Annotated in this window: 14 protein-coding genes; 9 read left to right on the plus strand and 5 right to left on the minus strand. The window is 67.6% G+C overall.

Annotated elements, in window-relative coordinates:
• Positions 1-3: 3 nt before the first annotated feature.
• The 3 genes from K2O50_RS15620 to K2O50_RS15630 form a co-directional block, all read right to left on the minus strand.
• Positions 4-10,956 (minus strand): non-ribosomal peptide synthetase, encoded by a 10,953-nt coding sequence (locus K2O50_RS15620; protein WP_050706528.1) that lies wholly within the window; start codon positions 10,954-10,956, stop codon positions 4-6.
• Positions 10,953-14,357, minus strand: coding sequence for a non-ribosomal peptide synthetase (locus K2O50_RS15625; protein WP_050706529.1), 3,405 nt, complete (start codon positions 14,355-14,357; stop codon positions 10,953-10,955). Before K2O50_RS15625 ends, K2O50_RS15620 begins: the two co-directional genes overlap by 4 nt.
• 186 nt (positions 14,358-14,543) lie before the next feature.
• On the minus strand, positions 14,544-15,527 hold the full coding sequence (locus tag K2O50_RS15630; protein ID WP_050706530.1) for a TauD/TfdA family dioxygenase: 984 nt from the start codon (positions 15,525-15,527) through the stop codon (positions 14,544-14,546).
• A 316-nt stretch (positions 15,528-15,843) separates the two neighbouring features.
• Between K2O50_RS15630 and K2O50_RS15635 the strand changes: the two genes are divergently transcribed.
• The 9 genes from K2O50_RS15635 (at position 15,844) to K2O50_RS15675 (ending at position 23,197) form a co-directional block, all read left to right on the plus strand.
• On the plus strand, positions 15,844-17,037 hold the full coding sequence (locus tag K2O50_RS15635; RefSeq protein WP_050706531.1) for a PepSY domain-containing protein: 1,194 nt from the start codon (positions 15,844-15,846) through the stop codon (positions 17,035-17,037).
• Between the two features lie 114 nt (positions 17,038-17,151).
• Complete coding sequence (locus K2O50_RS15640; RefSeq protein ID WP_050706532.1) at positions 17,152-18,354, plus strand: PepSY domain-containing protein; 1,203 nt, start codon at positions 17,152-17,154, stop codon at positions 18,352-18,354.
• Entirely contained in the window at positions 18,351-18,887 is a 537-nt protein-coding gene (locus K2O50_RS15645; RefSeq protein ID WP_050706533.1) for a hypothetical protein, read from the plus strand. The genes K2O50_RS15640 and K2O50_RS15645 overlap by 4 nt, the downstream gene beginning before the upstream one ends.
• A complete protein-coding gene (locus K2O50_RS15650; RefSeq protein ID WP_050706534.1) occupies positions 18,884-19,201 on the plus strand; it encodes a hypothetical protein in 318 nt (105 codons plus the stop codon). Before K2O50_RS15645 ends, K2O50_RS15650 begins: the two co-directional genes overlap by 4 nt.
• The gene (locus K2O50_RS15655; protein WP_220689830.1) at positions 19,198-19,767 is read left to right on the plus strand and encodes a DUF6162 family protein; all 570 of its coding nucleotides are present in this window, start codon (positions 19,198-19,200) and stop codon (positions 19,765-19,767) included. The genes K2O50_RS15650 and K2O50_RS15655 overlap by 4 nt, the downstream gene beginning before the upstream one ends.
• Before the next feature lie 10 nt (positions 19,768-19,777).
• Positions 19,778-20,689, plus strand: coding sequence for a metal ABC transporter substrate-binding protein (locus tag K2O50_RS15660; protein WP_050706536.1), 912 nt, complete (start codon positions 19,778-19,780; stop codon positions 20,687-20,689).
• The gene (locus K2O50_RS15665; protein ID WP_050706537.1) at positions 20,686-21,432 is read left to right on the plus strand and encodes a metal ABC transporter ATP-binding protein; all 747 of its coding nucleotides are present in this window, start codon (positions 20,686-20,688) and stop codon (positions 21,430-21,432) included. Before K2O50_RS15660 ends, K2O50_RS15665 begins: the two co-directional genes overlap by 4 nt.
• Complete coding sequence (locus tag K2O50_RS15670) at positions 21,432-22,331, plus strand: metal ABC transporter permease (RefSeq protein WP_050706538.1); 900 nt, start codon at positions 21,432-21,434, stop codon at positions 22,329-22,331. The genes K2O50_RS15665 and K2O50_RS15670 overlap by 1 nt, the downstream gene beginning before the upstream one ends.
• Positions 22,328-23,197 carry a metal ABC transporter solute-binding protein, Zn/Mn family gene (locus tag K2O50_RS15675; protein ID WP_050706539.1) on the plus strand — a complete coding sequence of 290 codons (870 nt, stop codon included), beginning with the start codon at positions 22,328-22,330 and terminating at the stop codon, positions 23,195-23,197. The genes K2O50_RS15670 and K2O50_RS15675 overlap by 4 nt, the downstream gene beginning before the upstream one ends.
• A gap of 105 nt (positions 23,198-23,302) precedes the next feature.
• Here the strand turns inward: K2O50_RS15675 and K2O50_RS15680 are convergent, their stop codons facing one another.
• Complete coding sequence (locus K2O50_RS15680; protein ID WP_305728808.1) at positions 23,303-24,385, minus strand: DUF1615 domain-containing protein; 1,083 nt, start codon at positions 24,383-24,385, stop codon at positions 23,303-23,305.
• Complete coding sequence (locus K2O50_RS15685; protein WP_050706541.1) at positions 24,382-24,933, minus strand: isochorismatase family protein; 552 nt, start codon at positions 24,931-24,933, stop codon at positions 24,382-24,384. The genes K2O50_RS15680 and K2O50_RS15685 overlap by 4 nt, the downstream gene beginning before the upstream one ends.
• Between the last annotated feature and the right edge of the window lie 419 nt (positions 24,934-25,352).

Genomic DNA, 25,352 nt, shown 5'->3' on the forward strand with positions numbered 1-25,352 from the left:
CCGCTAAGCGATCAGATTATCTATTTCCTGTGCAGTAAGACGTTTCAAGGCCTCCAGGGATTTAGTCAGTTCGTCATGGGCATTGGCGACCTGCCCCGACTTGCGCTCGACCACCTGGCTGAAATCGGCCAGGGTGGCCTGCTCGAACAGCTCGTTCAGGCTCAGGTCGACGCCCAGTTGCTCGCGCACCCGACCGATCACCTGGACAATCAGCAGCGAGTGCCCACCCAGGTCGAAGAAGTTGTCCTGTAGGCCCACCCGCTCGACGTGCAGCACCTCGGCCCAGATCGCCGCCAGCTTGCGCTCCAGCTCCGTGACCGGCGCCACATGGGCCGGCTGCAGCTGGCTGGCATCCGGCAGCGGCAGGGCCTTGCGGTCCAGCTTGCCGTTGGGGGTCTGCGGCATGCGCGCCAGGCCCACCAGGTGACTCGGCACCATGTAGTCCGGCAGCCCGGCCTTCAGGTGCGCGCGCAGCTCGCCGCGCAGCGCTTCCACGCCTTGCTGCGCGTCGTGCAGCACCAGGTAGGCGGCCAGCTGCTTGCCGGCCGGGCCGTCGATATCGATCACCGCGGCCTCGCGGATCGCCGGGTGTAGCAGCAGGCGCTCCTCGATTTCGCCCAGCTCGATACGGAAGCCTCGGATCTTCACCTGATGGTCCAGGCGCCCGACATACTCGATCACACCGTCGTCGCGGTAGCGGGTCAGGTCGCCGGTGCGGTACAGGCGCGCGCCCGGCTCGCTGGCGAACGGATCCGGCACGAAGCGCTCGGCGGTGAGGCCCGGACGGTTGTGGTAGCCCCGCGCCAGGCCATCGCCGCCGATCAGCAGCTCACCGCGCGCGCCTTGCGGCAACAGGTCCAGCTCGGCACCGAGCACATGCAGGCGGGTGTTGGCCAGCGGACGGCCCAGCCACACGTCATCGCTGGCGGTCAGGTAGTGGCAGGCCGACCAGATGGTGGTCTCGGTCGGGCCATAGACGTTCCACACATGCCCGGCCTGGGCGATCAGGCGCTGGGCCAGCTCGGCGCTCAGCGCCTCGCCGCCGCACAGCACCTTCTTGCCGACGAAAGCCCCGGGCGTGGCGGCATCCAGCAGCATGCGCCAGGTCGATGGCGTGGCCTGGACGACACTGACCGCCTGGGCCTGGATCACCGCCAGCAAGGCCTGCGGGTCCTTGTTCACCTGCTCGCCCAGCAGCACTACGCTAGCGCCGCACAGCAACGGCAGGTACAGCTCAAGGCCGGCGATATCGAACGACAGCGAGGTCAGCGACAGCACCTTGTCCGAAGCGTCGATGCCCGGCTGGCGGGCCATGCTGCACAGGAAGTTGACCAGCGCGTCGTGGCGGATGGTCACGCCCTTGGGCTTGCCGGTGGAGCCGGAGGTGTAGATCACGTAGGCGAGGTTTTCCGGCAGTGCCAGCTGGCGCGGGTTGTCGTCGCCATGCTCGGCCGGCAGCGGCTGGTCCAGGCACAGGCTGTGCACCTGCGGCGGAATCGGCAGGCGCTGCAGCAGGCCGGACTGGGTCAGCAGCAGCGCGATGCCGCTGTCCTCCATCATGTAGGCCAGGCGGTCCTCGGGGAACTGCGGGTCCAGCGGCACATAGGCGCCGCCGGCCTTGAGCACCGCCAGCAGGCCGACCAGCATGTCCAGGCTGCGCTCCACGGCGATCCCCACCAGCACATCGGGGCCGACGCCCAGGCTGCGCAGGTGATGGGCCAGTGCGTTGGCGCGACGGTTCAGTTGCTCATAGCTCAGCGACCGCTCGCCCAGCACTGCGGCGATGGCCTGCGGCCTGCGCGCGGCCTGCGCCTCGATCAACTGCTGGACGGTCTGCCCGCGTGGGTAGTCGGCGACGCTGTCATTCCAGGCATGCAGGGTGCGCTCGCGCTCCTCGCGGCTCAGCAGCGGCAAATCGGCAACCCGCTGAGCCGCGTCCTGGCAGATGCCCTGCAACAGGTTGCGCCAGTGCTCGGCCATGCGCGCCACGCTGGCAGCCTCGAACAGGCTGGTGGCGTAGGTCAGGGTCGCGCTCAGGCCACCTTCATGCTCGGCGGTGTCCAGGGCCAGGTCGAACTGCGCGGTCTGCTTGTCCGAGACCAGCCCCTGCAAGCTGAGGCCCGTCAGCTCGCGGGACTCGCCCAGCACCTGGGTCTGGTGGTTGAACATCACCTGGAACAGCGGGCTGTGGCTCAGGCTGCGCTCCGGCTGCAGGGCCTCGACCAGTTGCTCGAAGGGCAGCTCCTGGTGCGCCTGGGCGCCCAGGGCGGTGTGCTTGACCTGTTGCAGCAGTTCGTCGAAGCGCAGTTGCGGCTGGAAGCGGGCATCCAGTACCTGGGTGTTGACGAAGAAGCCGATCAGCCCTTCGGTCTCGGCCCGGGTGCGGTTGGCCACCGGCACGCCGACGCGAATGTCCGCCTGTCCGGAATGGCGATGCAGCAAGGCCTGGAACGAAGCCAGCAGGAGCATGAACAGGGTCACGTCCTGTTGCCCGGCCAGCGCCTTGAGCTGGGCGACCAGGCCCGGCTCCAGGCTCACTTGAAGGCGGGCACCGTCGTATTGCTGCACGGCCGGACGCGGACGGTCAGTGGCCAGTTCGAGGATCGGCTGAGTGCTGCCCAGGCGCGCTTTCCAGTAGTCCAGCTGGCGCTGTTGCTCGCCGGCCTCCATCCACTGGCGCTGCCAGGCGGCGTAGTCGGCGTACTGGAACGCCAGGGCCGGCAGCTGCGGGGCCTTACCCTGCAGATGGCTTTCATAGCCGCGCACCAGTTCGTCGACCATGATCGGCATCGACCAGCCGTCGGCGACGATATGGTGCAGGGTCAGCACCAGCACGTGGTCGGCGGCGGCCAGGCGCAGCAGGCGGGCGCGCAGCAGCGGGCCGTGCTCGAGGTTGAACGGCTCGCGCACCTGGGCCTCGACCCAGGCCTGCAGCGCCGGTTCATCCAGGGCAGCGGACACGACCTGCAGCGGTACTTCGAGCGTCGGGTGCACCACCTGTTCGGCACTGTCGCCCTGCTGCCTGAAGGTGGTGCGCAGGGTTTCGTGACGGGCGATCAGCGCGGCGAAGCTGCTGCGCAGTGCCTCGATATTCAGCTCGCCCTTCAGACGCAGGGCCGAAGGGATGTTGTAGGCGGCACTTTCAGGCTCCAGCTGCCAGAGGAACCACTGGCGTTGCTGGGCGTAGGACAGCGGCAGCGGCTGGTTGCGGTCCACGATGGTGAACGCCGGTGCCTGGCTGGCCGAGCCTTGGCCTGCGGCCTGGGCGAAGGCCAGCAGGTCAGCGGACTCGAACAGGCTGCGCAGCGGGACTTCCAGGTCCAGGCGCTGGCGGATGCGCGAGGTCACCTGGGTGGCCAGCAGCGAATGACCGCCGAGTTCGAAGAAGTTGTCGTGCAGGCCAACCTGCTCGACTTTCAGCACTTCACTCCAGATCGCCGCCAGTTGTTGCTCCAGCTCCGTACGCGGGGCCACGTAGCCTTGTTGCAGTTGGCTGGCGTCCGGCTTGGGCAGGGCCTTGCGGTCCAGCTTGCCGTTGGCCGTCAGTGGCCACTGCTCCAACACCAGGAAGTGCGTGGGGACCATGTAGTCCGGCAGGTTGGCTTTCAGGTGCTGTCTCAGCGTGTCACGCAGCGCTGCATGGTCTGCATGTTCGTCTTGGGCGATCAGGTAGGCCGCCAGTTGCTTGCCCCCTGCCCCGTCGATATCCAGCACCAGCACTTCGCGCACCGATGCATGCTCTTGCAGGCGTGCCTCGATCTCACCCAGTTCGATACGGAAGCCACGGATCTTCACCTGATGGTCGATCCGGCCCACGTATTCGATCACGTCCTGGCCGCGATAACGCGCCAGGTCGCCAGTACGGTACAGGCGCCCGCCTTCGCTGGAGAAGGGATCCGGCACGAAGCGTTCGGCGGTCAGCGAGGCACGGTTGTGGTAACCGCGTGCCAGGCCGGCGTGGCCGACATGCAGTTCACCCGTGCAACCCTTGGCCACCGGATTGAAATCGGCATCCAGCACGTACATCGACAGGTCCGGGATCGCCGCACCGATCGGGCTGCCCGGCTGTTGCGTATCGGCAAAGCGGATCGGTCGGTAGGTCACATGGACCGTGGTCTCGGTGATGCCGTACATGTTGATCAGGTTGTCGCAGTCCTCGCCGAAACGCTCGAACCACGGTTGCAGCGCGGCCACATCCAACGCTTCGCCACCGAAGATCACGTAGCGCAGTGCCAGATCATCAGCACTGTCACAAGCCTCTCGCATCAGCGGCTTGAACGCCGACGGGGTCTGGTTCAGCACGGTCACGCCCTGCTCCACCAGCAGCTGGTGGAAGTCTTCCGGCGAACGGGTGGTTTCACGCGGCACGATCACCAGGCGACCGCCGTGCAGCAGCGCGCCGAAGATCTCCCACACCGAGAAGTCGAAGGCGTACGAGTGGAACAGCGTCCATACATCCTGCGGGCCGAAGCCGAACCAGGCATAGGTGGCCTTGAACAGGCGCAGCAGGTTGTGGTGCGGCAGCAAAGTGCCTTTCGGCTTGCCGGTCGAGCCCGAGGTGTAGATCACATAGGCCAGGTTGTCCGGCTGAGTCAGGTGCTCGGGGTTTTCGTCGCTGTAACCGGCCAGATCGTCTTCCAACTTCAGGCTGCGAACCTGCGCCGGTACGGGCAAATCGGCCAGCAGGTGGCCTTGCGTCAGGAGCAGTTGAATGCCGCTGTCTTCCATCATGTAGCTCAGGCGATCCTGCGGATATTCCGGATCCAGCGGCACATAGGCGCCACCCGCCTTGAGGATCGCCAGCAGCCCGACGATCATCTCGAACCCGCGCTCTACGGCGATGCCCACCAGCACATCCGGCCCCACGCCCTGCTCGCGCAGCTTGTGCGCCAGGCGGTTGGCACGGCGGTTGAGCTGGTCGTAGCTCAGCGACTGCCCGGCGAAGGTCACAGCGATCGCCTCAGGCGTACGCGCGGCCTGCTCTTCGATCAGTTCCTGGGCACACGCCGTGGTCGGATAGCTGGCCACCACCTGCTGGTCTTCCACCGGCAGGCTAAGCGCACCCAGTGCACGCTGACCGTCAGCCGCCAACTGCGCAAGCAGGTGCTGGAAGTGCCCCGCCAACTGGTCGATGGCCTGCTCGCTGAAACACTGGCGATCGAAACTGAAGCTCGCCTCCAGCCGCTCACCCACTTGCACCACCAGGGTCAGCGGGTAGTTGGTCTGCTCCTGGTTGAGCACCTCGCCGAACTGCAGCCCCTGCGGCGCGCCCTGTTGCAGCGCCTCGGCGACCGGGTAGTTCTCGAACACCAGAATGTTGTCGAACAGCGCCTCGCCGCTCCAGCCGGCCCAGCGCTGGATCTCGTACAGCGGCGTGTGCTCATGCTCTCGCAAGGCCAGGTTCAGCGCCTGGACCTGCTGCACCCAGTCGCCCACGGTCTGTTCCGGGCGCGGGCTGGCGACCACCGGCAAGGTGTTGATGAACAACCCCAGCTGCTCCTCGACGCCCGGCAATTCGGCCGGACGACCGGCCACGGTGGCACCGAAGGTCACGCTGGCCTGGCCGGTGTAACGCTGCAACAGCAGCAGCCAGGCGGCCTGGACCAGGGTGTTGAGGGTGACGCGCTGGTCCCGGGCGAAGTCCGCCAACTGCCGGGTCTGCTGCGCCTCGAAGCGCAGCGCCAGGGCGCCATGGCCCTGCCCCTGGACCGAGGACTTGAACGCCTGGACCAGACGGGTCGGCTCTTGCAGCTCGGCCACCTGCCCGCGCCAGAAGGTTTCGCTGGCCTGCTGGTCCTGGCCTTGCAGCCACTGGATATAGTCACGGTAACGGCTGGTCTTGCCGCCCGGCGTCACGCCGCTATAGCGCTGCAGCACCTCGCCCAGCAGGCGCGAGCTGCTCCAGCCGTCCATCAGAATGTGATGGCTGGTGTAGATCAGATGATGACTGTCATCACCCGTGCGGATCAGCGTCAGACGCAGCAGCGGGCCGCTGGCCAGGTCGAAACCGGCCTGGCGCTCGGCCTGGGCCACGGCATCCGGGTCCTGCACCTGGTCAAGCTCGACGAAAGGCACCTGTACCTGACGGCGCACCACCTGCACCGGTGCCGGCAGATCCTGCGGGAAGCAGCTGCGCAGCACTTCGTGGTTGTCCACCACCGCCTGCCAGGCCGCACGGAAGCGCGCCAGGTCCAGCCCGCGCACATCCACGCGCAGCTGGTTGATGTAGTTGCCCGCCGCCTGCTCGTAGAGGCTGTGGAACAGCATGCCCTGCTGCATCGGCGACAGCGGGTAGAGGTCCTCGATCTCCCCGGCTGCCAGCGGCAGGCCATCCAGTTGCGCCTGGGTCAGCTCGGTCAGCGGGAAGTCCGATGGCGTGACGCCCTGATGCGGCGCCTGGGCGCAGTGCTCGACCAGCTCGGCCAGCACCTGCTCGTAGCGGCGCGCCAGAGCCTCGATGGTCTCGGGACGGAACACCTCGCGGCTGAAGCTCCAGTGCAGTTCCAGCTCGCCCTGGTAGACCTGCCCGGTGATGCCGAGCCAGTTGCCCAGCGGGCTGTCCAGGTCCTGGGTGGCGCCGCTGCCCTCGCTGGCCGGGGTGAACAGGGCGCCCTCGGCCTCGGCGAAGCTGCCGTCGAACTGCCCCAGGTAGTTGAAGGTCACCCGTGGCTGTGGCAATACCGCCAGGCGCTCACGCAGGTCGGGCTCGCCGAGATAGCGCAGCACGCCGTAGCCGATGCCTTTGTTCGGCACCGCCCGCAGTTGCTCCTTGATCGCGCACAGACCCGCGCCCAGCCCATGAGCCGGCGTCAGACGCACCGGGAACAGGCTGCTGAACCAACCCAGGGTGCGGCTGAGGTCCAGCTCCGGGAACAGGTCCTCGCGGCCATGGCCTTCGAGCTGGATCAGCACCGATTCCTCTTCGGTCCAGTCGCACAGCACCCGCGCCAGGGCCGCCAGCAGCAGGTCGTTAACCTGAGTGCGGTAGGCGGCGGGCGCCACCTGCAGCAGCTTGCGGGTCAGCGCGATGTCCAGGCGCGACGAGGCATGGGCGACGTGACGGTTGGTCTGGGCGCCCGACGGATTGTCCCGTGGCAACTCATCGCCGGCAGCTGCGAGGCCGTCCAGCCAATAGTCGGCCTCAGACAGCAGTTCAGGGCTGCGGGCATAGGCACCAAGGCGCTCGGCCCAGGCCTTGAGCGAACTGCTCTTGGCCGCCAGCGCCAGCGGCTTGCCCGCGGCCAGGGCCGTGTAGGCCAGTTGCAGGTCCTCGAGCAGCACCCGCCAGGACACCCCGTCGACCACCAAGTGGTGGATCACCAGCAGCAAACGCTGCTGGCCTTCGGGCAGGTCGACCAGCAGCGCCCGCAGCAGCGGCCCCTTGGCCAGGTCAAGGCTGCGCTGGGCCTGCTCGGCCAGGGCCGGCAGCTCGGCCACATCGCTCAACGCGCGAACCCAAAGAATGTCCTCGGCCTTGCCGGCCTGGAACTCGGCCTGCCAGGTATCGCGCTGGGTGAAGCGCAGGCGCAGGGCGTCGTGCTGGTCGACCAAAGCCTGCAGCGCGCCCGTCAGGCAGTCGACGCGCAGCGCCTGGGTCGGCTTGAGCAGCAGCGCCTGGTTCCAGTGCTGACGCTCGGGAATGTCGGTTTCGAAGAAACGCGCCTGGATCGGCAGCAACGCCAGCGTGCCACTGACCTGCTCGACCGCCACGGCCTTTTTCTCGATGCGCTTGGCCACTGCCGCCAGCTGGCCGATGGTCTGTTTCTCGAACAATTGCTTGGGGCTGAGCTTGATGCCCTGGCGCTTGGCCCGGGCGATGATCTGCAAGCTGAGGATCGAGTCGCCGCCCAGTTCGAAGAAGTTGTCGGTGCTGCCGACCTGGTCGAGCTTGAGCACCTCGGCCCAGATCGCCGCCAGGGCCTGCTCGATCTCGCCGACCGGCGCGGTGTACTGGCGCCGGGCGACACCCGGTGCCGGCAGGGCGCGCTTGTCGAGCTTGCCGTTGGCGGTCAGCGGCAGGCGCTCCAGGACCAGGATCTGTGCCGGCACCATGTAGTCCGGCAGGCGGTCCTGCAGTTGCTGGCGCAAGGCTTCACCCTGCAGACCCGGCCCCACGCACCAGCCCACCAGTTGCAGGCGGCTCTCGTCACCGTCCACCGGCTGGGCCAGGACCACCGCTTCGGCGACCCCGTCCAGCCCCAGCAGCACCCGCGCCACTTCGGCTGGTTCGACACGATAACCGCGCACCTTGACTTGGTCGTCGGCGCGACCGATGAACTCTACCTGGCCCGCGCGGTTGCGTCGCACGCGGTCGCCGCTGCGGTACAGGCGCTGGCCCGGCCTTGTCGGGTCCGGCACGAAGCGTTCGGCGGTCAGGCCCGGTTGACCGAGGTAACCCTGAGCGACGCTGGCACCGCCGATATACAGCTCGCCCGCGACCTGGTCGGCCACCGGATTGAGCACATCGTCGAGCAGCAGCACATGGGCGCCCGGCAGGGCCGTGCCCACCGGCACGGCGCGGGCCTCGGCGGCCAGGGTCGAGACCTCGTGGGTCAGCACGCCCACCGTGGTCTCGCTCGGACCATAGTGGTTGATCAGGCGGCAACCCGGCTTGAGCCGACGCACCTGCTCCACCAGGGCGGGCGTACAGGCCTCGCCACCGACGATCAGCGCCTGCTCGGGCAGCACATCGGCGGGGTTGCCGGCCTGCAGCAGCGCCGCGAGGTGCCCGGGGACGATCTTCAGCACACCGACCCGGTGTTCGGCCATGTAGCGGGCGAAGGCATCCGGGTCGAAGCCCAGCGCCTCGGGCAGCACGTGCAGCAGGTGCCCGCCGCACAGGGCGCCGAACAGCACGGTGTGGCCCAGGTCGGCGGCGATGGTCGAGACCAGCGCCATGCTCGCCTCCGGCGCTGGCGCCAGACGCTCAAGCAGGCCGGCGACGTAGCTGGCCAGGGCGCCATGGCTGACCAGCACCCCTTTGGGCTGGCCGGTGGAGCCGGAGGTGTGGATCACATAGGCCGGCGATTCGGCCCACAGGGTGATGGCCGGTGCGCTGGCCGGCAGGTCCTGCCACTGCGCTGGTACGTAGGCCAGCGCCTGACGCTCGGCGCTGGCCAGGCTGGTCAGGCGCGCATCGCCGGCGGCGCACAACAGCACCTTGGCCTGCGCCGCGTCGAGCATCTGCCGCAGACGCGCTTCAGGCGCCTTGGTGTCCAGCGGCATGTACACGGCGCCAGCCTTGAGAATGCCGAGCATGCAGGTCAACCAGTCCAGCGAACGCTCCATCAGCACCGCCACCGGCTGACCACGGGTCACGCCCTGGTGTTGCAGGTGATGGGCCAGGCGGTTGGCGGCCTGATCGAGGGCGTCGAAGCTCAGGCTGTGCTCCAGGCTGCGGGCGGCGAGCGCCTCGGGCTGGCGTTGCACCTGCTGCTGCCACTGCTCCAGCACCAGTGCCGGCGCCTCGCGCTCCGACTCCTGCCCGACACGCAGCGGCGCGGCCAGGCGATGCAGCGGCAGTTGCGGCGCGTCGAGCAACTGGCCCAGCAGCTCGATGAACGCCGGAATGAACGCCTCCACCGTGGCGCGCTGGTAGAGGTCGCTGGCGAAGGTCATCTCGCCATGGATCAGTTGGCCGTCGTCGGTGATGTCCAGCGCCAGGTCGAAGTGGGTGCCGACCTTGTCCAGCGGGTACTCGGCGACGCTCAGGCCCGGCAGGGCCAGCGAGCGCTGGCGCTGCATGCCGACGTTCTGGTTGAACTTGACCTGGAACAGCGGGTTGTGGCCCAGGTTGCGCTCTGGCACCAGTGCGTCCACCAGTTGCTCGAACGGCAGTTCCTGGTGCGCCTGGGCACCAAGCACCGCCTCGCGCACCTGGGCCAGCAGGTCGTCGAAACTCAGGCGCTCGTCCACCTGGCAGCGCAGCACCTGGGTGTTGACGAAGAAACCGATCAGCCCCTCGACCTCGGCGCGGCCGCGGTTGGCGTTGGGCACGCCGATGCGGATATCGCGCTGCCCGGCCTGGCGCGAGAGGAACAGCGAGAAGCCCGCCAGCACCAGCATGAACAGGGTCATGCCCTGGGCGCGGGCGTAGCCGCCCAGGCGTCGGGACAGCTCGGCGCCGAAGTCGAAGCTCAGGGTCTGGCCGTCGAAGCTCTGGGTCAGCGGGCGGGCAAAGTCAGCGGCCACCTCCAGCAGCGGCTGCTCCTGGCCCAGCTGCTGGCGCCAGTAGTCGAGCTGGCGCTCGCCCTCCCCGGCCTCCAGCCAGCTGCGCTGCCAGATCGCATAGTCGGCGTACTGCACCTCAAGCGCCGGCAACTGCGGCGCCTGGCCCTGGCTGAAGGCCTGGTAGCTGTGCACGAATTCCTTGACCATCACGTCCATCGACCAGCCGTCGGAGACGATGTGGTGCATGCTCACCAGCAGCACGTAGTCTTCGGCCGCCAGCCGGTACAGGCTGGCGCGCAGCAGCGGCCCGTGCAGCAGGTCGAAGGGTTGGTGGCTGGCCTCGCGCACCTGCGCGGCCAGCTCGGCCTCGCGCCGCTCGCTGGCGACAGCGGTGAGATCGACCTGTTCCAACGGCACGGCCTGGGTCTCGAGGATCACCTGGCGCGGCTGTTCGCCATCGACCTGGAACACCGTGCGCAGCGCCTCGTGGCGCGCCACCAGGTGCTCGAACGAACGCTGCAGGGCCGCCACGTCGAGCCGGCCGCTCAGGCGCAGGCCGGCCGCCATGTTGTAGGCCGCGCTGTGCGGCTCCAGCTGCCAGAGGAACAGCAGGCGCTGCTGGGCGAAGGACAGGGGGATGCTGGCGAAGTCGTGACGCGACTCGACCACCGGCAACAGGCTGAAGTCCTTGCCGTCCTCGCGCAGCTTGGCGAGGAACTGCCGGCGCTGCTCCAGGGGCAGGCTGACGAACCGTTTCGCAATGCGTACCGCCATGTTGCCACTCATGCCTCAACCCCTTCCAACGAACTCATGAACGCATCCATATCCGACCAGTCGTCATCCTTATCGCCGCCCTCCAGGCGGCCCAGCTCGGCGGCCAGGTCGCCCAGCGCCGGGTGTTCGAACAGGCTGCGCAACGGCAGCACCAGGCCCAGCTGGTCCTTGATCCGTGCCAGCACCTGGGCGGCCAGCAACGAGTGCCCGCCCAGCTCGAAGAAGTGATCGTCCAGGCCGACCTTGGCCACGCCCAGCACCTGCATCCAGATCTGCGCCAGCTGCTGCTCGATGGCGCTCTGCGGCGCCCGATACTCAGCCTGCAACGCGCTGGGGTCCGGTGCCGGCAGGGCCTTGCGGTCCAGCTTGCCGCTGGGCGTCAGGGGCAGGCGCGGCAACAGCAACAGGTGGCCCGGCACCATGTATTCGGGCAGGCGCGCCTTGAGCAGGCTGCGCACCTGCTGGCGGAGCCGCGCCTGTTCAGCGGCATCCTGTTCGGCGGCGTCGGGCACCACGTAGGCGACCAGTTGCAGGCCGCCGGTCATCGGCAAGGCCAGCACCACCGCCTCACGCACGCCCGGGCACTGCTGCAGGCGCGCCTCGATCTCGCCGAGTTCGATGCGGAAGCCCCGCACCTTGACCTGGTGATCAACACGGCCGATGTATTCGATGGCGCCGTCGGCGCCCAGGCGCGCACGGTCGCCGGTGCGGTACAGGCGCTCGCCATGGGCGAATGGATCGGCGACGAAGCGCTGGGCGCTCAGCGCTGGTTGACCGTGGTAGCCGCGGGCCAGGCCCGGGCCGCCGATGTACAGCTCGCCCACGGCGCCCTGCGGCAGCAGTTCGAGGTCATCGTCGAGGATGTACAGCCGGCGCTGCGCCAGGCCCTGGCCGATGGGGATACCGCGCCAGGACACCGCCTCGTGGCCGAGCCCGGTGCAGTCGTGAATGGTCGAGACCACCGTGGCCTCGGTCGGGCCATAGGTGTTGAGCAGCCGTACATGGCCCAGCCCAGCCAGTTGCCACAAGCGCAGGCCGTCCACCGCCATCGCCTCGCCGCCGACATGGATCTGGCGCAGCGCACCGTAGTTGGCCGGTGGACGCGCCGCGAAGTCCTGCACCAGCCAGTACCAGTAGGCGGCCGGCAGGTCGGCCAGGGTCACGCCGTGGCTGATCAGCACCTCGTGCAGGGCGGCGCTGTCCCACAGGCGGGTATCGCGCAGCACCACGCAGGCGCCGTGACACAGCGGCGGGAAAAACTGCTCGACGAAGCCGTCGAAGCTGCTGGTGGCGAACTGCAGGACGCGGTCGCCTTCGCGCAGGTCGCTGTAGTCGATGGCGCGGGCGATGAACTCACTCAGGGCGCCGTGGCTGATGGCCACGCCCTTGGGCCGGCCGGTGGAGCCGGAGGTGTAGATCACATAAGCCAGGTTGTCGCGCGTGACGGTCAGCGCCAGGTCGCCCGCCGACTCATCGTCCAGCGCCAGCTGGTCCAGGCACAGGCAACGCAGCCCATCCTGCGCTGGCAGGCCGGGCAACTGGGCGGTGGTGGTCAGCAGCCATTGCAGGCCGCTGTCCTCGAAGACATGGCCCAGGCGTTCGGCCGGGGCCTGCAGGTCCAGCGGCACATAGGCGCCGCCGGCCTTGAGCACGGCCAGCAGGGCCACGGCCAGGTCCAGCGAGCGGTCCAGGGCCACGCCCACCAGCACATCGGGGCCGACGCCCTGGCGGCGCAGGTGATGGGCCAGGCGATTGCTGCGGGCGCTGAGTTCGACGTAGCTCATCGACGGCGCCGCGGCGCCGTCGGCCAGGATCAGCGCCAGTGCCTCGCCGCTGCGGGCGGCCTGGGCTTCGAACAGGCGCTGCACCGGCACCAGCGGCGGCACCTCGGCCACCGGGCACAGCAGCGCCTGACGCTCGGCCTCGGCCAGCAGCGGCAATTCGCCCAGGCGCTGACGCGGCGCCTGGCAGACCGCGCGCAGCAGGTTGCGCCAGTGCCCGGCCAGGGCGGCGATGGTGGTTTCGTCGAAGAGGTCGGTGGCATAGGTGAAGGCGGCGAACAACTGCTCGCCCTCCTCCCGGGTGTCGAGCATCAGGTCGCTGGTGGCGGCATGCTGGCGACGGCTGCCGGCCAGCTGCTCGGCGCTCAGGTAGCCCACGCGCAGGCCGCAGTCCAGACGCACATCATTGAGGTCGGTGACCAGCGGCTGGTGGTTGAACATCACCTGGAACAGCGGCGTATGGCTCTGGCTGCGCTGGGGCTGCAGGGCCTCGATCAGCGCGTCGAACGGCAGGTCCTGGTGCGCCTGGGCGCCGACCGAAGCCTGGTGCAGGCTGCGCAGCAGGTCGCTGAACGGTGTCTGCGCGGTGAACTGGCTGCGCAGCACCTGGGTATTGACGAAGAAGCCGACCAGCCCTTCGGTCTCGCTGCGGTTGCGGTTGGCGATCAGGCCGCCGACACGGATGTCGGTCTGGCCGCTGTAGCGGTACAGCAGGGTCTTGAACACGGCCAGCAGCACCGTGGACAGGGTCACGCCGTGCTGCTGGGCCAGTTGCTTCAGGTCCTCGCGCAGGCCCGCGTCGAGCGTCAGCTCCAGGCGCTCGCCGAGGTGGCTGGGCTGGGCCGGGTACGGCCGGTCGGTCGGCAGCTCCAGCAACGGGTGCTCGTCACCCAGCTGCTCGCGCCAGTAGTCCAACTGGCGGTCGCGCTCGCCGGCCTCCAGCCAGCTGCGCTGCCACAGCGCATAGTCGCGGTAGTGCACCTTGAGCTCCGCCAGCTGCGGCTCGCGCCCCGCCACCAGGGCATCGTAGCTGCGCATGAACTCGTCGATCAGGATGTTCATCGACCAGCCGTCGGCGATGATGTGGTGCAGGGTCAGCAGCAGCACGTGCTCCTGGGGCGCCAGGCGCAACAGGGCAATGCCGAACAGCGGCCCGCCCTCGAGATCGAAGGCCTGGGTGGCCTGGGCCGCCATCTGCTGGTGCGCGCGTTCCCAGCGCGTGTTTTCGGACAGGTCGGCCAGGTCGAACAGCTGGATGCTCACCGGCGCAGGCTCCGCCACCCGCTGCAACGCCCGCTCGCCGTCCTGGGCGAAGGTGGTGCGCAGGCATTCGTGACGAGCGACCAGCAGGCTGAACGCCCGCTCCAGGGCCTCGACCTGCAGCTCGCCGTCGAGGCGCACGGCCATCGGCAGGTTGTAGGCGGCGCTGTGGGGCTCCAGCTGCCAGAGGAACCACATGCGCTGCTGGGCGTAGGACAGGCCGTCGCGCTCGCTCAGGCCAACACAGGACGACATGGGCAGCTGCGCGAAATCGATGCCCTCGCGTCGCATCCCTTCGAGGAACAAGCGGCGCTTGTCCAGGGGCAACTCGATGAAACGACGGGAAAGTTTCTGGGCGTCTGCGGCATTCATGTGTGAGGTCCTTGCTGATCGGCGGCGCGACCGGAAGGTCCGGGCGCATCAACAAGAACGAATGGGCGGGGGGATGATTTAGCGGCAGGCGCTCGGCGCGGGAGCGATGGGGCGCTGTGCGCCCCTTTCGCGGCACAAGGCCGCTCCTACAGGAGGTCGCGCCGGCCCGCAGGAACGATCGACAGGTCAGGCCTGATCCAGCGAGTGCCCCTCGGCCATCGCCACGATCACCTTGCGCGGGCCTTCGAACGGCGCGCGGGCATGGGCGGCGAGCATATTGTCGAGCATCATCACGTCGCCCTCCTGCCAGGGGAAGCTGATCTTGCAGTCTTCCAGCACCTGGCGGATCTCTTCGAGCACCTCGTCCTCGATGGGCGAACCGTCGCCGTAGTAGACGTTACGCGGCAGGTCTTCCTCATCGACGATATCCAGCAGACTTTCCCGCACCTCGGGCGGCAGGTTGGAAATATGGAACAGGTGCGCCTGGTTGAACCAGACCATGTCGCCGGTCACCGGGTGCCGAGCCACCGCCTGGCACACCTGACGGGTACGCAGCTCGCCGTCATCTTTCCATTCGCAGGTGATGCCATGATCCTTGCAGTAGGCTTCGACCTCCTGCGGGTCATCGGTATTGAATACATCCTCCCACGACACATCCAGCCCGTTGCCGAAGTTGCGCACGTACATCAGCCCCTTGCTGACGAAACGCTCGCGAATATGCGCCGGCACGCGGCGATAGACCTCGCGGCTGTCGGCGATCGGCGTCTCGCCGCCACTGCGCGCGGCGATCATGCTGTAGAACCAGATCTTCATCGGCCAGTCGCGGGAATAGGCCTGTTCATTGTGCAGCGGAATATGCTGGTGCGCCGGGTACTCGGTGGAGGTGTAGACCCCCTGGGTAACGTTGGTGCGCGGCGTCGAGCCGAACTCGTAGTTGAGCAGGGGGTGACCGAAGCTGGCGGCGAACTGGCGGAACTGCTCGGCGCCCTCCAGGCGGAACCCGCGGAACAGGATGCCGCCGTCGCGCGGCAGGTGCTCATCCACCAGCGCCTTGAGCTCGTCGAACACCTCCAACAGGCTGGTGTCGTCGTCACCCGCCTCCACCAGCAACGGCAAACGTCCCTGCTCCGGCAACAGCGGACGCACTGTAAATCCCACAGCAACACCCATGACGGGCCTCCTGTACACATTCGATAAAGGGACCGGCGACCCAGGGGCACGCTCGTGTCCGGTGATAGGAGGACGTTTCGAGGGGCAGGCAAATTAGTCCCCATACAGGAACAAGACCGGCACTGCAGCGCCTGGCACCGGCCTTGCCGGTGATCGCGGGGCAAGCCCGCTCCCACGAGCGCTTGCATCGCCAGTGCGGGACGCCCTGGAAACACTTGCTTGCAATTGATCCATCAGGTTTTGCCCTGCTCATGCGTCTCTTTCTGATACGGCCGGGCTTTTGCCCCTGAACTTCGCCATTGACACTGCGTACCCCATGTCGAAAAAGTCACGCTCGAAAATCTGGTTCCTCGTGCACAGCTGGCTGGCCCTGCCCATCTGGTTCTTCGTGTTGATCGTCTGCGTCACCGGCACCCTGGCGGTGATCAGCCGCGAGATCGTCTGGCTGGCCAACCCGGAAACCCGCGCCAACCCGCCGTCGGACGAGGCCCGACGGTTGTCCTACGACGAACTGCTGGTAGCCATGCAACGCGACCAGCCCGGCATCGCCGTGGCCAGCCTGATGACCCTGAGCGAATCGCACTTCGCCATGCTGTCGGACGTCACCTACCCCGACGGCCGCACCCTGAGGGTCTACGTCAACCCCTACACCGGGCACATCCAGGGCGTCCCGCCATCGTTCAACTTCGAAGAGTTCACCCGCGCCCTGCACGGCTGGTGGCTGGTGCCCCACACCAACGGCTACAGCTGGGGCTGGTACCTGGTGTCGCTGCTCGGCCTGCCGATGCTGGCGTCGCTGGTCACCGGCCTGGTGATCTACAAGCGCTTCTGGAAAGGCTTCTTCAAGCCGACCCTGCGCTTCAACCAGGGCGCGCGGATCTTCTGGGGCGATTTCCACCGCCTGAGCGGCATCTGGTCGATCTGGTTCATCGCGGTGATCTCCATCACCGGCACCTGGTTCCTGGTCAAGGCGCTGCTCGCCGACAACCATATCGCCATCTCCAGCCAGCCCATCATTCCGGTGGTAGCCCGCGAAACGGTGCCACTGACCGCCGACGGCAGCCCCGCGCCGATGATCAGCCCGGACGAAGCGGTGAGGATCACCCAGCGCGAGATCCCCGGCTTCACCGTCGACTATGTCGGTTTTCCCAGCAACGCCTACGCCCACCTGAGCATCGGCGGCATGAGCTGGTATCCGCTGGTGTACCAGAAGGCCGAGATCAACCCCTACACCGGGGCGATGGAGGCCAGCCGCCTGCTGGGCGATCGCAAGGCCGTGGAGATCTTCACCGAGTCGATGCGCCCCCTGCACACCGGCGAGTTCGCCGGCCTGACGAGCAAGCTGATCTGGTTCTTCTTCGGCCTGCTGCTGAGCATGATGGTGCTCAGCGGCCTGCTGATCTGGAGCAAACGCACCGCCCTGGCCACCGCCAACGCGATCAAGCGCAGCCAGAAGCAGGCGCGCACGGCCAAGGCAGCGTTTTCGACGGAGGTCACGTCCAGTTCTTGAAACATTTTCTTTCATTTGCCTTGGCAGCTTTCTGATTCTCATTCGTCCTTACTTATGCAGCCTTCCAGGTTGAGCACAGACTCGACCGTATTTTCATATGCAGAAGACCGAGCGATGGCCCGACAATCGAGAAAGAAATCCAATTCCAAGCTGTGGTTCCTGGTCCACAGCTGGCTTGCCCTGCCGATCTGGTTCTTCGTCCTGATCGTCTGCTTCACCGGCATGCTCGCGGTGGTCAGCCAGGAGATCGTCTGGCTGGCCAACGCCGACGTGCGCGCCAGCAAGCCCGACGACGATAGCCAGCGCCTGAGCTACCAGCAGGTGCTCGACGCCATGCACAAGGCCGAACCTGAGCTGGCGGTCCGTTTCTTCAGCCAGCCGGACGGTTCGCACTTCGCCCTGCAGGCCTCGGTGACCCGTGCCGACGGCACCAACGCGCTGCTCTACGTCAACCCCTACACCGGGGCCATCCAGGGCCAGCGCCCGGACTTCGACTTCGAGGCCTTCACCCGCGCCCTGCACGGCTGGTGGCTGGTGCCCTTCACCAACGGCTACAGCTGGGGCTGGTACCTGGTGTCGCTGCTCGGGCTGCCGATGCTCGCCTCGCTGGTCACGGGGCTGGTGGTGTACAAGAAGTTCTGGCGCGGTTTCTTCAAGCCGCTGCGCACCGGCCACGGCCCACGGATCTTCTGGGGCGACGTGCATCGGTTGGCCGGCGTGTGGTCGATCTGGTTCATCGCGGTGATCGCCATCACCGGCACCTGGTTCCTGATCCAGGCGATTCTCGCCGACAACCATGTGACGATCTCCAGCGAGCCGATCGTGCCGGTGATCGCCCGCGAACAGGTGCCGCAGAGCGCCGACGGCAGCCCCGCGCCGCGCATCGACCTGGACCAGGCGGCACGCATTGCCAGCCAGAAGATCCCCGGCCTGGACATCAGCTTCATCTCGCTGCCGGCCACCGCCTACAGCCACTACAGCATGGGCGGGCGCGGCTGGTACCCGCTGATGTTCCAGACCGCCGAGGTCAACCCTTACACGTCCAACGTCGACAGCCAGTTCCTGCTTGGCGACCGTTCGGCCCTCGAGTTCGTCACCGAATCCATGCGCCCGCTGCACACCGGTGATTTCGGTGGCCTGGCGATCAAGCTGATCTGGTTCTTCTTCGGCCTGGTGCTGACCCTGATGGTGTTCAGTGGCCTGCTGATCTGGACCAAACGCACCACCCAGGCCACCCTCGCCGCCTTCAAGCGCGGCGAGCGTCCGGCACGCAAGCGCGCCGCGGCCAGCCCAACCACCCTGGAGGCCCAACCTTGAGCCAGACCGATACCCTGCCGCCCAGCGGCCTGAAGCAGCTGTGGCTGAAATGGCGCTTCCACCTGAACATCCTGCTGATCCTCATTCCCCTGGGTTTCATGCCCAAGTACTTCGCCGACGCCAGCCTGTTCCGCGGTGACAGCGGACTGGGCGCCAACATCGTCGAGGGTATCCAGGTCGGGCGCTGGACCCTGGACCTGGCCGAACTGCGCGACGAGGCCCCGCGCGCCGAAGGCCCGGCCGGCTACTTCAAGGCCTTCAACGCCGCCTGTACAAGCTGCGACGAAGGCGTCAAGGCCACCTACCTGCGGGTGGGCAAGCCGCGCAGCCTGCGCGCCGCCGGCACGATCTTCTTCGGCGCCCCGGCGCGCATGGGCACCTCGCTGCCGATCCCGCCACGCACCCGGCCCGACGCCGACATCTGGATCACCATCGAAGGCTGGGACGGCAAGATGTACCAGGCCTCGGTGCCGCTGGCCAAGGCATCCCCCGCCACCGCGGCCTGGCTCGAGAAACAAGGAGGCAACAAATGAAACAGCTGATGCGCAGGCTCGCCCTGCCCCTCTTGGCCCTGGCCGCCACCCCGGCGCTGGCGCACAACCCGATGTGCGAGTGCACCGAGCACGGCGAGCAGATCACCTGCAAGGGTGGCTTCTCCGACGGCAGCGGCGCCCCCGGCGTGACCCTGGACGTGATCGGCTACGACGAACAGGTGCTGGTGGCGAGCAAGCTCGGCGACGACTCGACCTTGACCTTCAAGCGCCCCGAGGGTGAGTTCTACGTGCTGTTCGATGCCGGCCCCGGCCACGTGGTGGAAGTGGACCACGCCGACATCGGTGCGCCATGAGCCGCGCCCAGGTGGTGCGCCCGGCCGGCGCCGGGCACGAGACCCTCTATGTGCTGTTGGTTGCGCTGCTGATCGTGGTGCTGGCCGCCAGTGTGGTGGCCGTGCGCGGCGAGCGCGAGGATGAACAGGCCATCGCCGCCCACCAGCTCGACGCCCGTCGCGACCTCAATGCCGCCGAACAGGGCATCCACACCGACCTGTGGGTGGCCGTCGAGGAGATCCGCGCCCTACGCGAGGACAACGGCGTCGCCCCGGACGCCCAGGCCCTGGCCGACGAGGGGCTGCCGCCGTTCGTCAGCGACGCCAGCAGCCAGAGCCGCGGCAGCCACCAGTGGTCGCTGCTGGCCAACGGCGCCTACCTGGGCCGCAGCCAGGACGCCCAGGTGGCCGGCAGCTTCCTGATGATCCTGCCCACCGCCAGCGATGCCCAGCCGGATGTCTGGCTGCGCCGCGACAGCACCGCCCTGCCCCCCGACGCGCTGGACAGCGATGCGCTGATCGCCGCCGGCTGGCAGCAGATCGTCACCCACTACGACGCCGGGGTCACCCGCCAACACCGTCACTAAGGACCTGCCCATGCTTCGCTTCGCCCGCCGCACCCTGGCGCTGCTCCTGGCCTGCACCCTGCCCGCCGTGGCCCTCGCCGACAACGGCAAGCCGCTGCGCATCGGCATCACCCTGCACCCCTACTACAGCTACGTGAGCAACATCGTCGGCGACAAGGCCGAGGTGGTGCCGCTGATCCCGGCCGGCTTCAATCCCCACGCCTACGAGCCCCGCGCCGAGGACATCAAGCGCATCGGCAGCCTCGACGTGATCGTGCTCAACGGCGTCGGCCACGACGACTTCGCCGACCGCATGATCGCCGCCAGCGAGAAGCCCGATATCAAGACCATCGAGTCCAACGCCAACGTGCCGCTGCTGGCGGCCACCGGCATTGCCGCCCGCGGCGCCGGCAAGGTGGTCAACCCGCACACCTTCCTGTCGATCAGCGCCACCATCGCCCAGGTCAACAACATCGCCCGCGAGCTGGGCAAGCTCGACCCGGACAACGCCAAGTTCTATACGCAGAACGCCCGGGCCTACGCCAAGCGCCTGCGCGCCCTGCGCGCCGAGGCCCTGGCCAAGGTCACCCAGGCGCCTGACGCGACCTTCCGCGTCGCCACCATCCATGCCGCCTACGACTACCTGGTGCGCGACTTCGGCCTGGAAGTCACCGCCGTGGTGGAACCAGCCCACGGCATCGAACCGAGCCCGGCACAGCTGAAGAAGACCATCGACCAGCTCAAGGCCCTGGATGTGAAGGTGATCTTCTCGGAGATGGACTTCCCCTCGGCCTATGTCGACACCATCCACCGCGAGTCCGGCGTGCGCATCTACCCGCTCACGCACATCTCCTACGGCGAATACACCACCGAGAAGTACGAGGTGGAGATGAAGCGCAACCTCGACACGGTGGTCCAGGCCATCCAGGAGAACCGCACGTGACCGCCGCCGCCAACCTCACCAGCGCCTGCGGGCCACGCATCGAGTTCGACGGCATCGACCTCACCCTTGGCCGCACGCGCATTCTCGAGAACGTACGCTTCAGCGTCGCCCCCGGCAGCGTGCACGCCATCGTCGGCCCCAACGGCGGCGGCAAGAGCTCGCTGATCAAGACCCTGCTCGGGCAGATGCCGCACCAGGGCCAGCTGACCCTGCACTGGCCCGGTGAGCGTGAAGTGATCGGCTACGTGCCACAGGCCCTGGAATTCGACCGCGGCCTGCCAATGACCGTGGACGATTTCATGGCCGCCATGTGCCAGCGCCGCCCGGCGTTCCTCGGCCTGTCCCGGCGCGTGCGCCCGGCGATCGACGCGGCGCTGGCGCGGGTGGGCATGCTCGACAAGCGCAAGCGGCGCATGGGCGCGCTGTCCGGCGGCGAGCGCCAGCGCGTGCTGCTGGCCCAGGGGCTGATCCCCGAGCCACAGCTGCTGGTGCTGGACGAGCCGATGTCGGCCCTCGACGAGGCCGGTATCCAGGTGTTCGAGCAACTGCTGCACGGCTGGCGCCAGGCCGGCACCACCGTGCTGTGGATCGAGCACGACCTGGAAGCGGTACTGCGCCTGGCCGACCGGGTCACCGGGCTGAGCCGCCAGGTCCTGTTCGACGCCCCGCCGGCCCAGGCCCTGACCCCCGAGCGCCTGCTCGGGCTGTTCTCCGTCCACCCGCGCAGCGAGAGCCTTGCCTGATGAGTTTCGAATCGTTCCGCCAGCTGGTCCAGGACTGGGCCACCGCTGGTTACCTGCCGGAGGCGCTGGCCTACGGTTTCGTGGTCAACGCCCTGCTGGCAGGCCTGATGATCGGCCCGGTGCTGGGCGGCCTGGGCACCCTGGTGGTGGTCAAGCGCTTCGCCTTCTTCTCCGAGGCGGTGGGCCACGCCGCGCTGACCGGCGTGGCCATCGGCATCCTGCTCGGCGAGCCCTACACCGGCCCGTACGGCAGCCTGTTCGGCTACTGCCTGCTGTTCGGCATCCTGCTCAACTTCCTGCGCAACCGCACCGGACTGTCCCCGGACACGCTGATCGGCGTGTTCCTGTCGGTGTCGCTGGCCCTGGGGGCGAGCCTGCTGCTGATGCTGGCCGGCAAGATCAACGTGCACATCCTCGAGAACGTGCTGTTCGGTTCGGTGCTCACCGTCAGCGCCCACGACCTGCTGGTGCTGGCCATCGTCGCCGTGCTGGTGCTGGCCCTGGCCCTGCCGCTGTACAACCGCATCATGCTGGCCAGTTTCAACCCGCAGCTGGCGGCGGTACGCGGGGTGGCGGTGAAGACCCTGGACTACCTGTTCGTGGTACTGGTGACCCTGGTCACCGTGGCCTCGGTCAAGGTGATCGGCGCGATCCTGGTCGGCGCCCTGCTGGTGATCCCGGCGGCGGCGGCGCGGCTGGTCAGCCAGTCGCTCAAGGGCTTCTTCTTCGTCTCGGTGATCATCGCCACCCTGAGCACCCTGCTCGGCATCCTGCTGCCGATCGTCTTCGACCTGCCGGTGCCCTCGGGCGCGGCAATCATCCTGGTCGCCGGGGTCTGCTTCGCCCTCGCCGCCCTGGCCCGCGCCCTCGTCCCCCGCCTGCAAGGAAACCCGGCATGATCCTGAAGAAACTCACCCTGGCCCTGGCCCTGAGCGGCCTGCCGCTGCTGGCCAATGCCACTGAAGTGCTGACCACCCTGCCGGTGACCCACAGCCTGGCCAGCGCCTTGCTCGACGGTACCTCGGTGCAGCTTCAACGCGCCGCGCCTGCCAACCTGCCGGCCAGCCGCCAGCCCTCGTACTTCAGCGGTCGTGGTGGCGTCAGCCTGCAGAAAGCGGCATCGAAAGCCGACGCGGTCATCGGGGTGCGTTCGATCTGGCGCGACGACCCGCTCTACCCCATGGCTCGACGCAGCAACATCCGCATCGTCGAGATCGACGCCGCGCGCCCGGTGGACGGCGCCCTGCCCGGTATCGCGGTCAAGGGTGACGAGGCCTTCGCCGCCTATCCCTGGCTGAACCCGACCAACCTGGGGCGCATGGCCGATGTAGTGGCCAACGATCTCGAACGCCTCTCGCCAGCCGACAAGGCGAAGATCCAGGGCAACCTGGCCGGCCTCAAGCGGCAGATGCTGGAGCTGACCGCCAACAGCCAGACACGCCTGGCCGAGGTCGACAACCTGACCGTGGTCAGCCTGTCCGAGCGCCTGGGCTACCTGGCCAGCGGGTTGAACCTGGATGTGGCTGAACAGCCGCTGCCGGCCGACGACAAGTGGGACGAGGCGATGCTCAAGGCGCTGGGTGAGAACCTCAAGGCACAGGATGTGGCGCTGGTGCTGCATCATCGTCAGCCGGATGCAAAGGTGGCCGAGATGATCGCCGCTTCCGGGGCGAAGTTGCTGGTGGTGGACAGCGATCCGGACGACACCGTGGCGGGGCTCAAGGCCAGTGTCGAGCAGGTGGTCAAGGCCCTCGGCGACAGTTGAATGCCGCTGTAGGAGCGGGCTTGCCCCGCGATGGCGTCAGAGCAGGCGACGATGTTGGCTCGACTGGCGCCATCGCGGGACAAGCCCGCTCCTACAGGGACCACCTCAACGCTTCATGCACCGCTGATACCGCTCATCCACCCTGCCGGCAAACCATGCGGTGGTCAGCTTGCGGGTGATCTTCGGGCTCTTCAGCTCGATCCCCGGCAAAACTGCCCGTGGCAGTGCCTTGCCCGCCTTCGCTTCGGCCAGGGCGAACACCCCGCGATACAACGCGGTGTCCTCCAGTTCCAGGCCATTCTCCTTCTCCAGCTGAGCCCTGATCTGCGGATTGCGCAGCCCCAGCTTCGCACCCAACTTGCGCGCCGCCTGCTCGGTGGTGCCGGGCAGGATGGCGCCGGGGGCGATCAGGTCGCCATCGAGCGCCAGCGACACCCCGCTCGCCCGGCTCAATGCCGCCTGGAACGCCGCGTTGCGGCTGGCGTACCAACCCGCGTTGAAATCGGCGAAGCGGTATAGCTGGCGCTCATAGTGGGTGGGGTAGCCGAGCAGGTGGGCGATGCCGAAGTACATTCCGCCGCGGCGGCTGAACACCTCCTGGCGGATGCTGCCCGTGTGGTCGTAGGGATAGCCCTTGGCGTGCCGCTCGGCGAAGTCCACGCTGACCTGCATCGGCCCGCCAGTGCGCACCGGGTTCAACCCGCCCAGCAGCGAGCGTCCCAGCGGCAGGCCGCCGATCACCTCGTCGTACAGGGCGCTGAGCTGTTTTTCGCTGCGCACGGCGAGCAGCCGTTGCTGGTAGGTCTTACCGTTGGCCGAGGGCGTGTCCAGGGCGCCGTCGACCAGCAGCCTGGGCACATGCAGGCGCGCCGCCCGACGGTCGATCTCCTCGCGGGCGATGCGCCCCAGGTTCGGCACCTGCGGGTCGGCGTTGAAGGTGGATTCCTGCTCGGTCACCGCCAGCACCGCGCACAGGTTGCTCTTGCTCGGGCTGATGCCCTGGGCCTGGAACGCCACCTGGATATCCTCTGCCCAGCCCTGGCGGTCCTTGACCTGGGCTGGGAGCAGGCGCAAGAGCTGTGTGCGGACCTTGGCCGGGTCGGCCTCGGCGGCTTCCTCACGTCGCCCGGCGCAACCCTGGAGCAGGCCCAGGGCCAGCAGCGCGGTGGTCAGCAGGCGGGCGTTCAGGGCTGTTCACCGACCAGGTAGGTCTTGCTGATCTGGCGGAACTGCGGGTGGCTGGAGCTGCCCAGCAACTCGAACAGAACCATCTCGCGGGTGACCACCTGCGCCCCGGCATCGCGCATGCGCGTCAGGCCCGCTGCCTTGCTCTGTGGGGTGCGGCTGTCGCAGGCGTCCTCGACCACGAACACCTGCTTGCCCAGGGCGCGCAGGCCGAGCACGGTCTGCAGCACGCAGACGTGGGTCTCCATGCCGCAGACGATTACCTGTTCGCGGTCGAGCAGGCTGGAGGGCAGGCATTCGGCGGCGACGCAGGAGAAGTGCAGTTTCTCGACGATTTCGGCGGCTGGCGCCGCGGCCTTGAGGGCGGCCAGGGTGTGGCCCAGGCCCTTGGGGTATTGCTCGGAGATCACCGTTGGGAGTTTTAGTTCGGCGGTTGCCGCGAGGAGCCAGCGGGCACGGGCTGCGGTGCCTTCGGGGTCGCTCATGGCAGCGATGAGTTTTTCCTGGATATCGACGACCAGCAGCGTGGCCTTGCGGGGATCGATCAGCATTGGTGGTCTCATGGTTTGGGGGAGGGGGTAGCCTTACCCAGGCGGAGGGTGGCGTCAATTGGGGGCTGCTGGTTTTGCAGGTGGACTATGCGTTGGGCGTGTAGCTGAGGCCGGTTGTTTTGATAGTTGTATGTGCATTCGTAGGTGATGTCGACATTTAGTCACCTTTTCGCCATTACGGCGACCTACTTTTCTCTAGGGAAAAGTAGGCAAAACCGTTCCGCTCCGTTCATCCGTCCCGCTCGTGGCGGGATTCCCTCACGCCTTTGTTTGCTCCCGGGAGGACCGCGCTGAACGCCCCATCCTGGGGCGCAGCGCTTGACGGGCATCCATGCCCGTCACCTCCCTTCGCAAGACCTCCGCTCGGCCTCCTGAAGTCGCAATTGGTGTTGCCTGGACTGTCGCGCGCTTAGAAGCAA

This window comes from Pseudomonas sp. 2hn (assembly GCF_019646095.1).
Taxonomy (GTDB): Bacteria; Pseudomonadota; Gammaproteobacteria; order Pseudomonadales; family Pseudomonadaceae; genus Aquipseudomonas; species Aquipseudomonas peradeniyensis.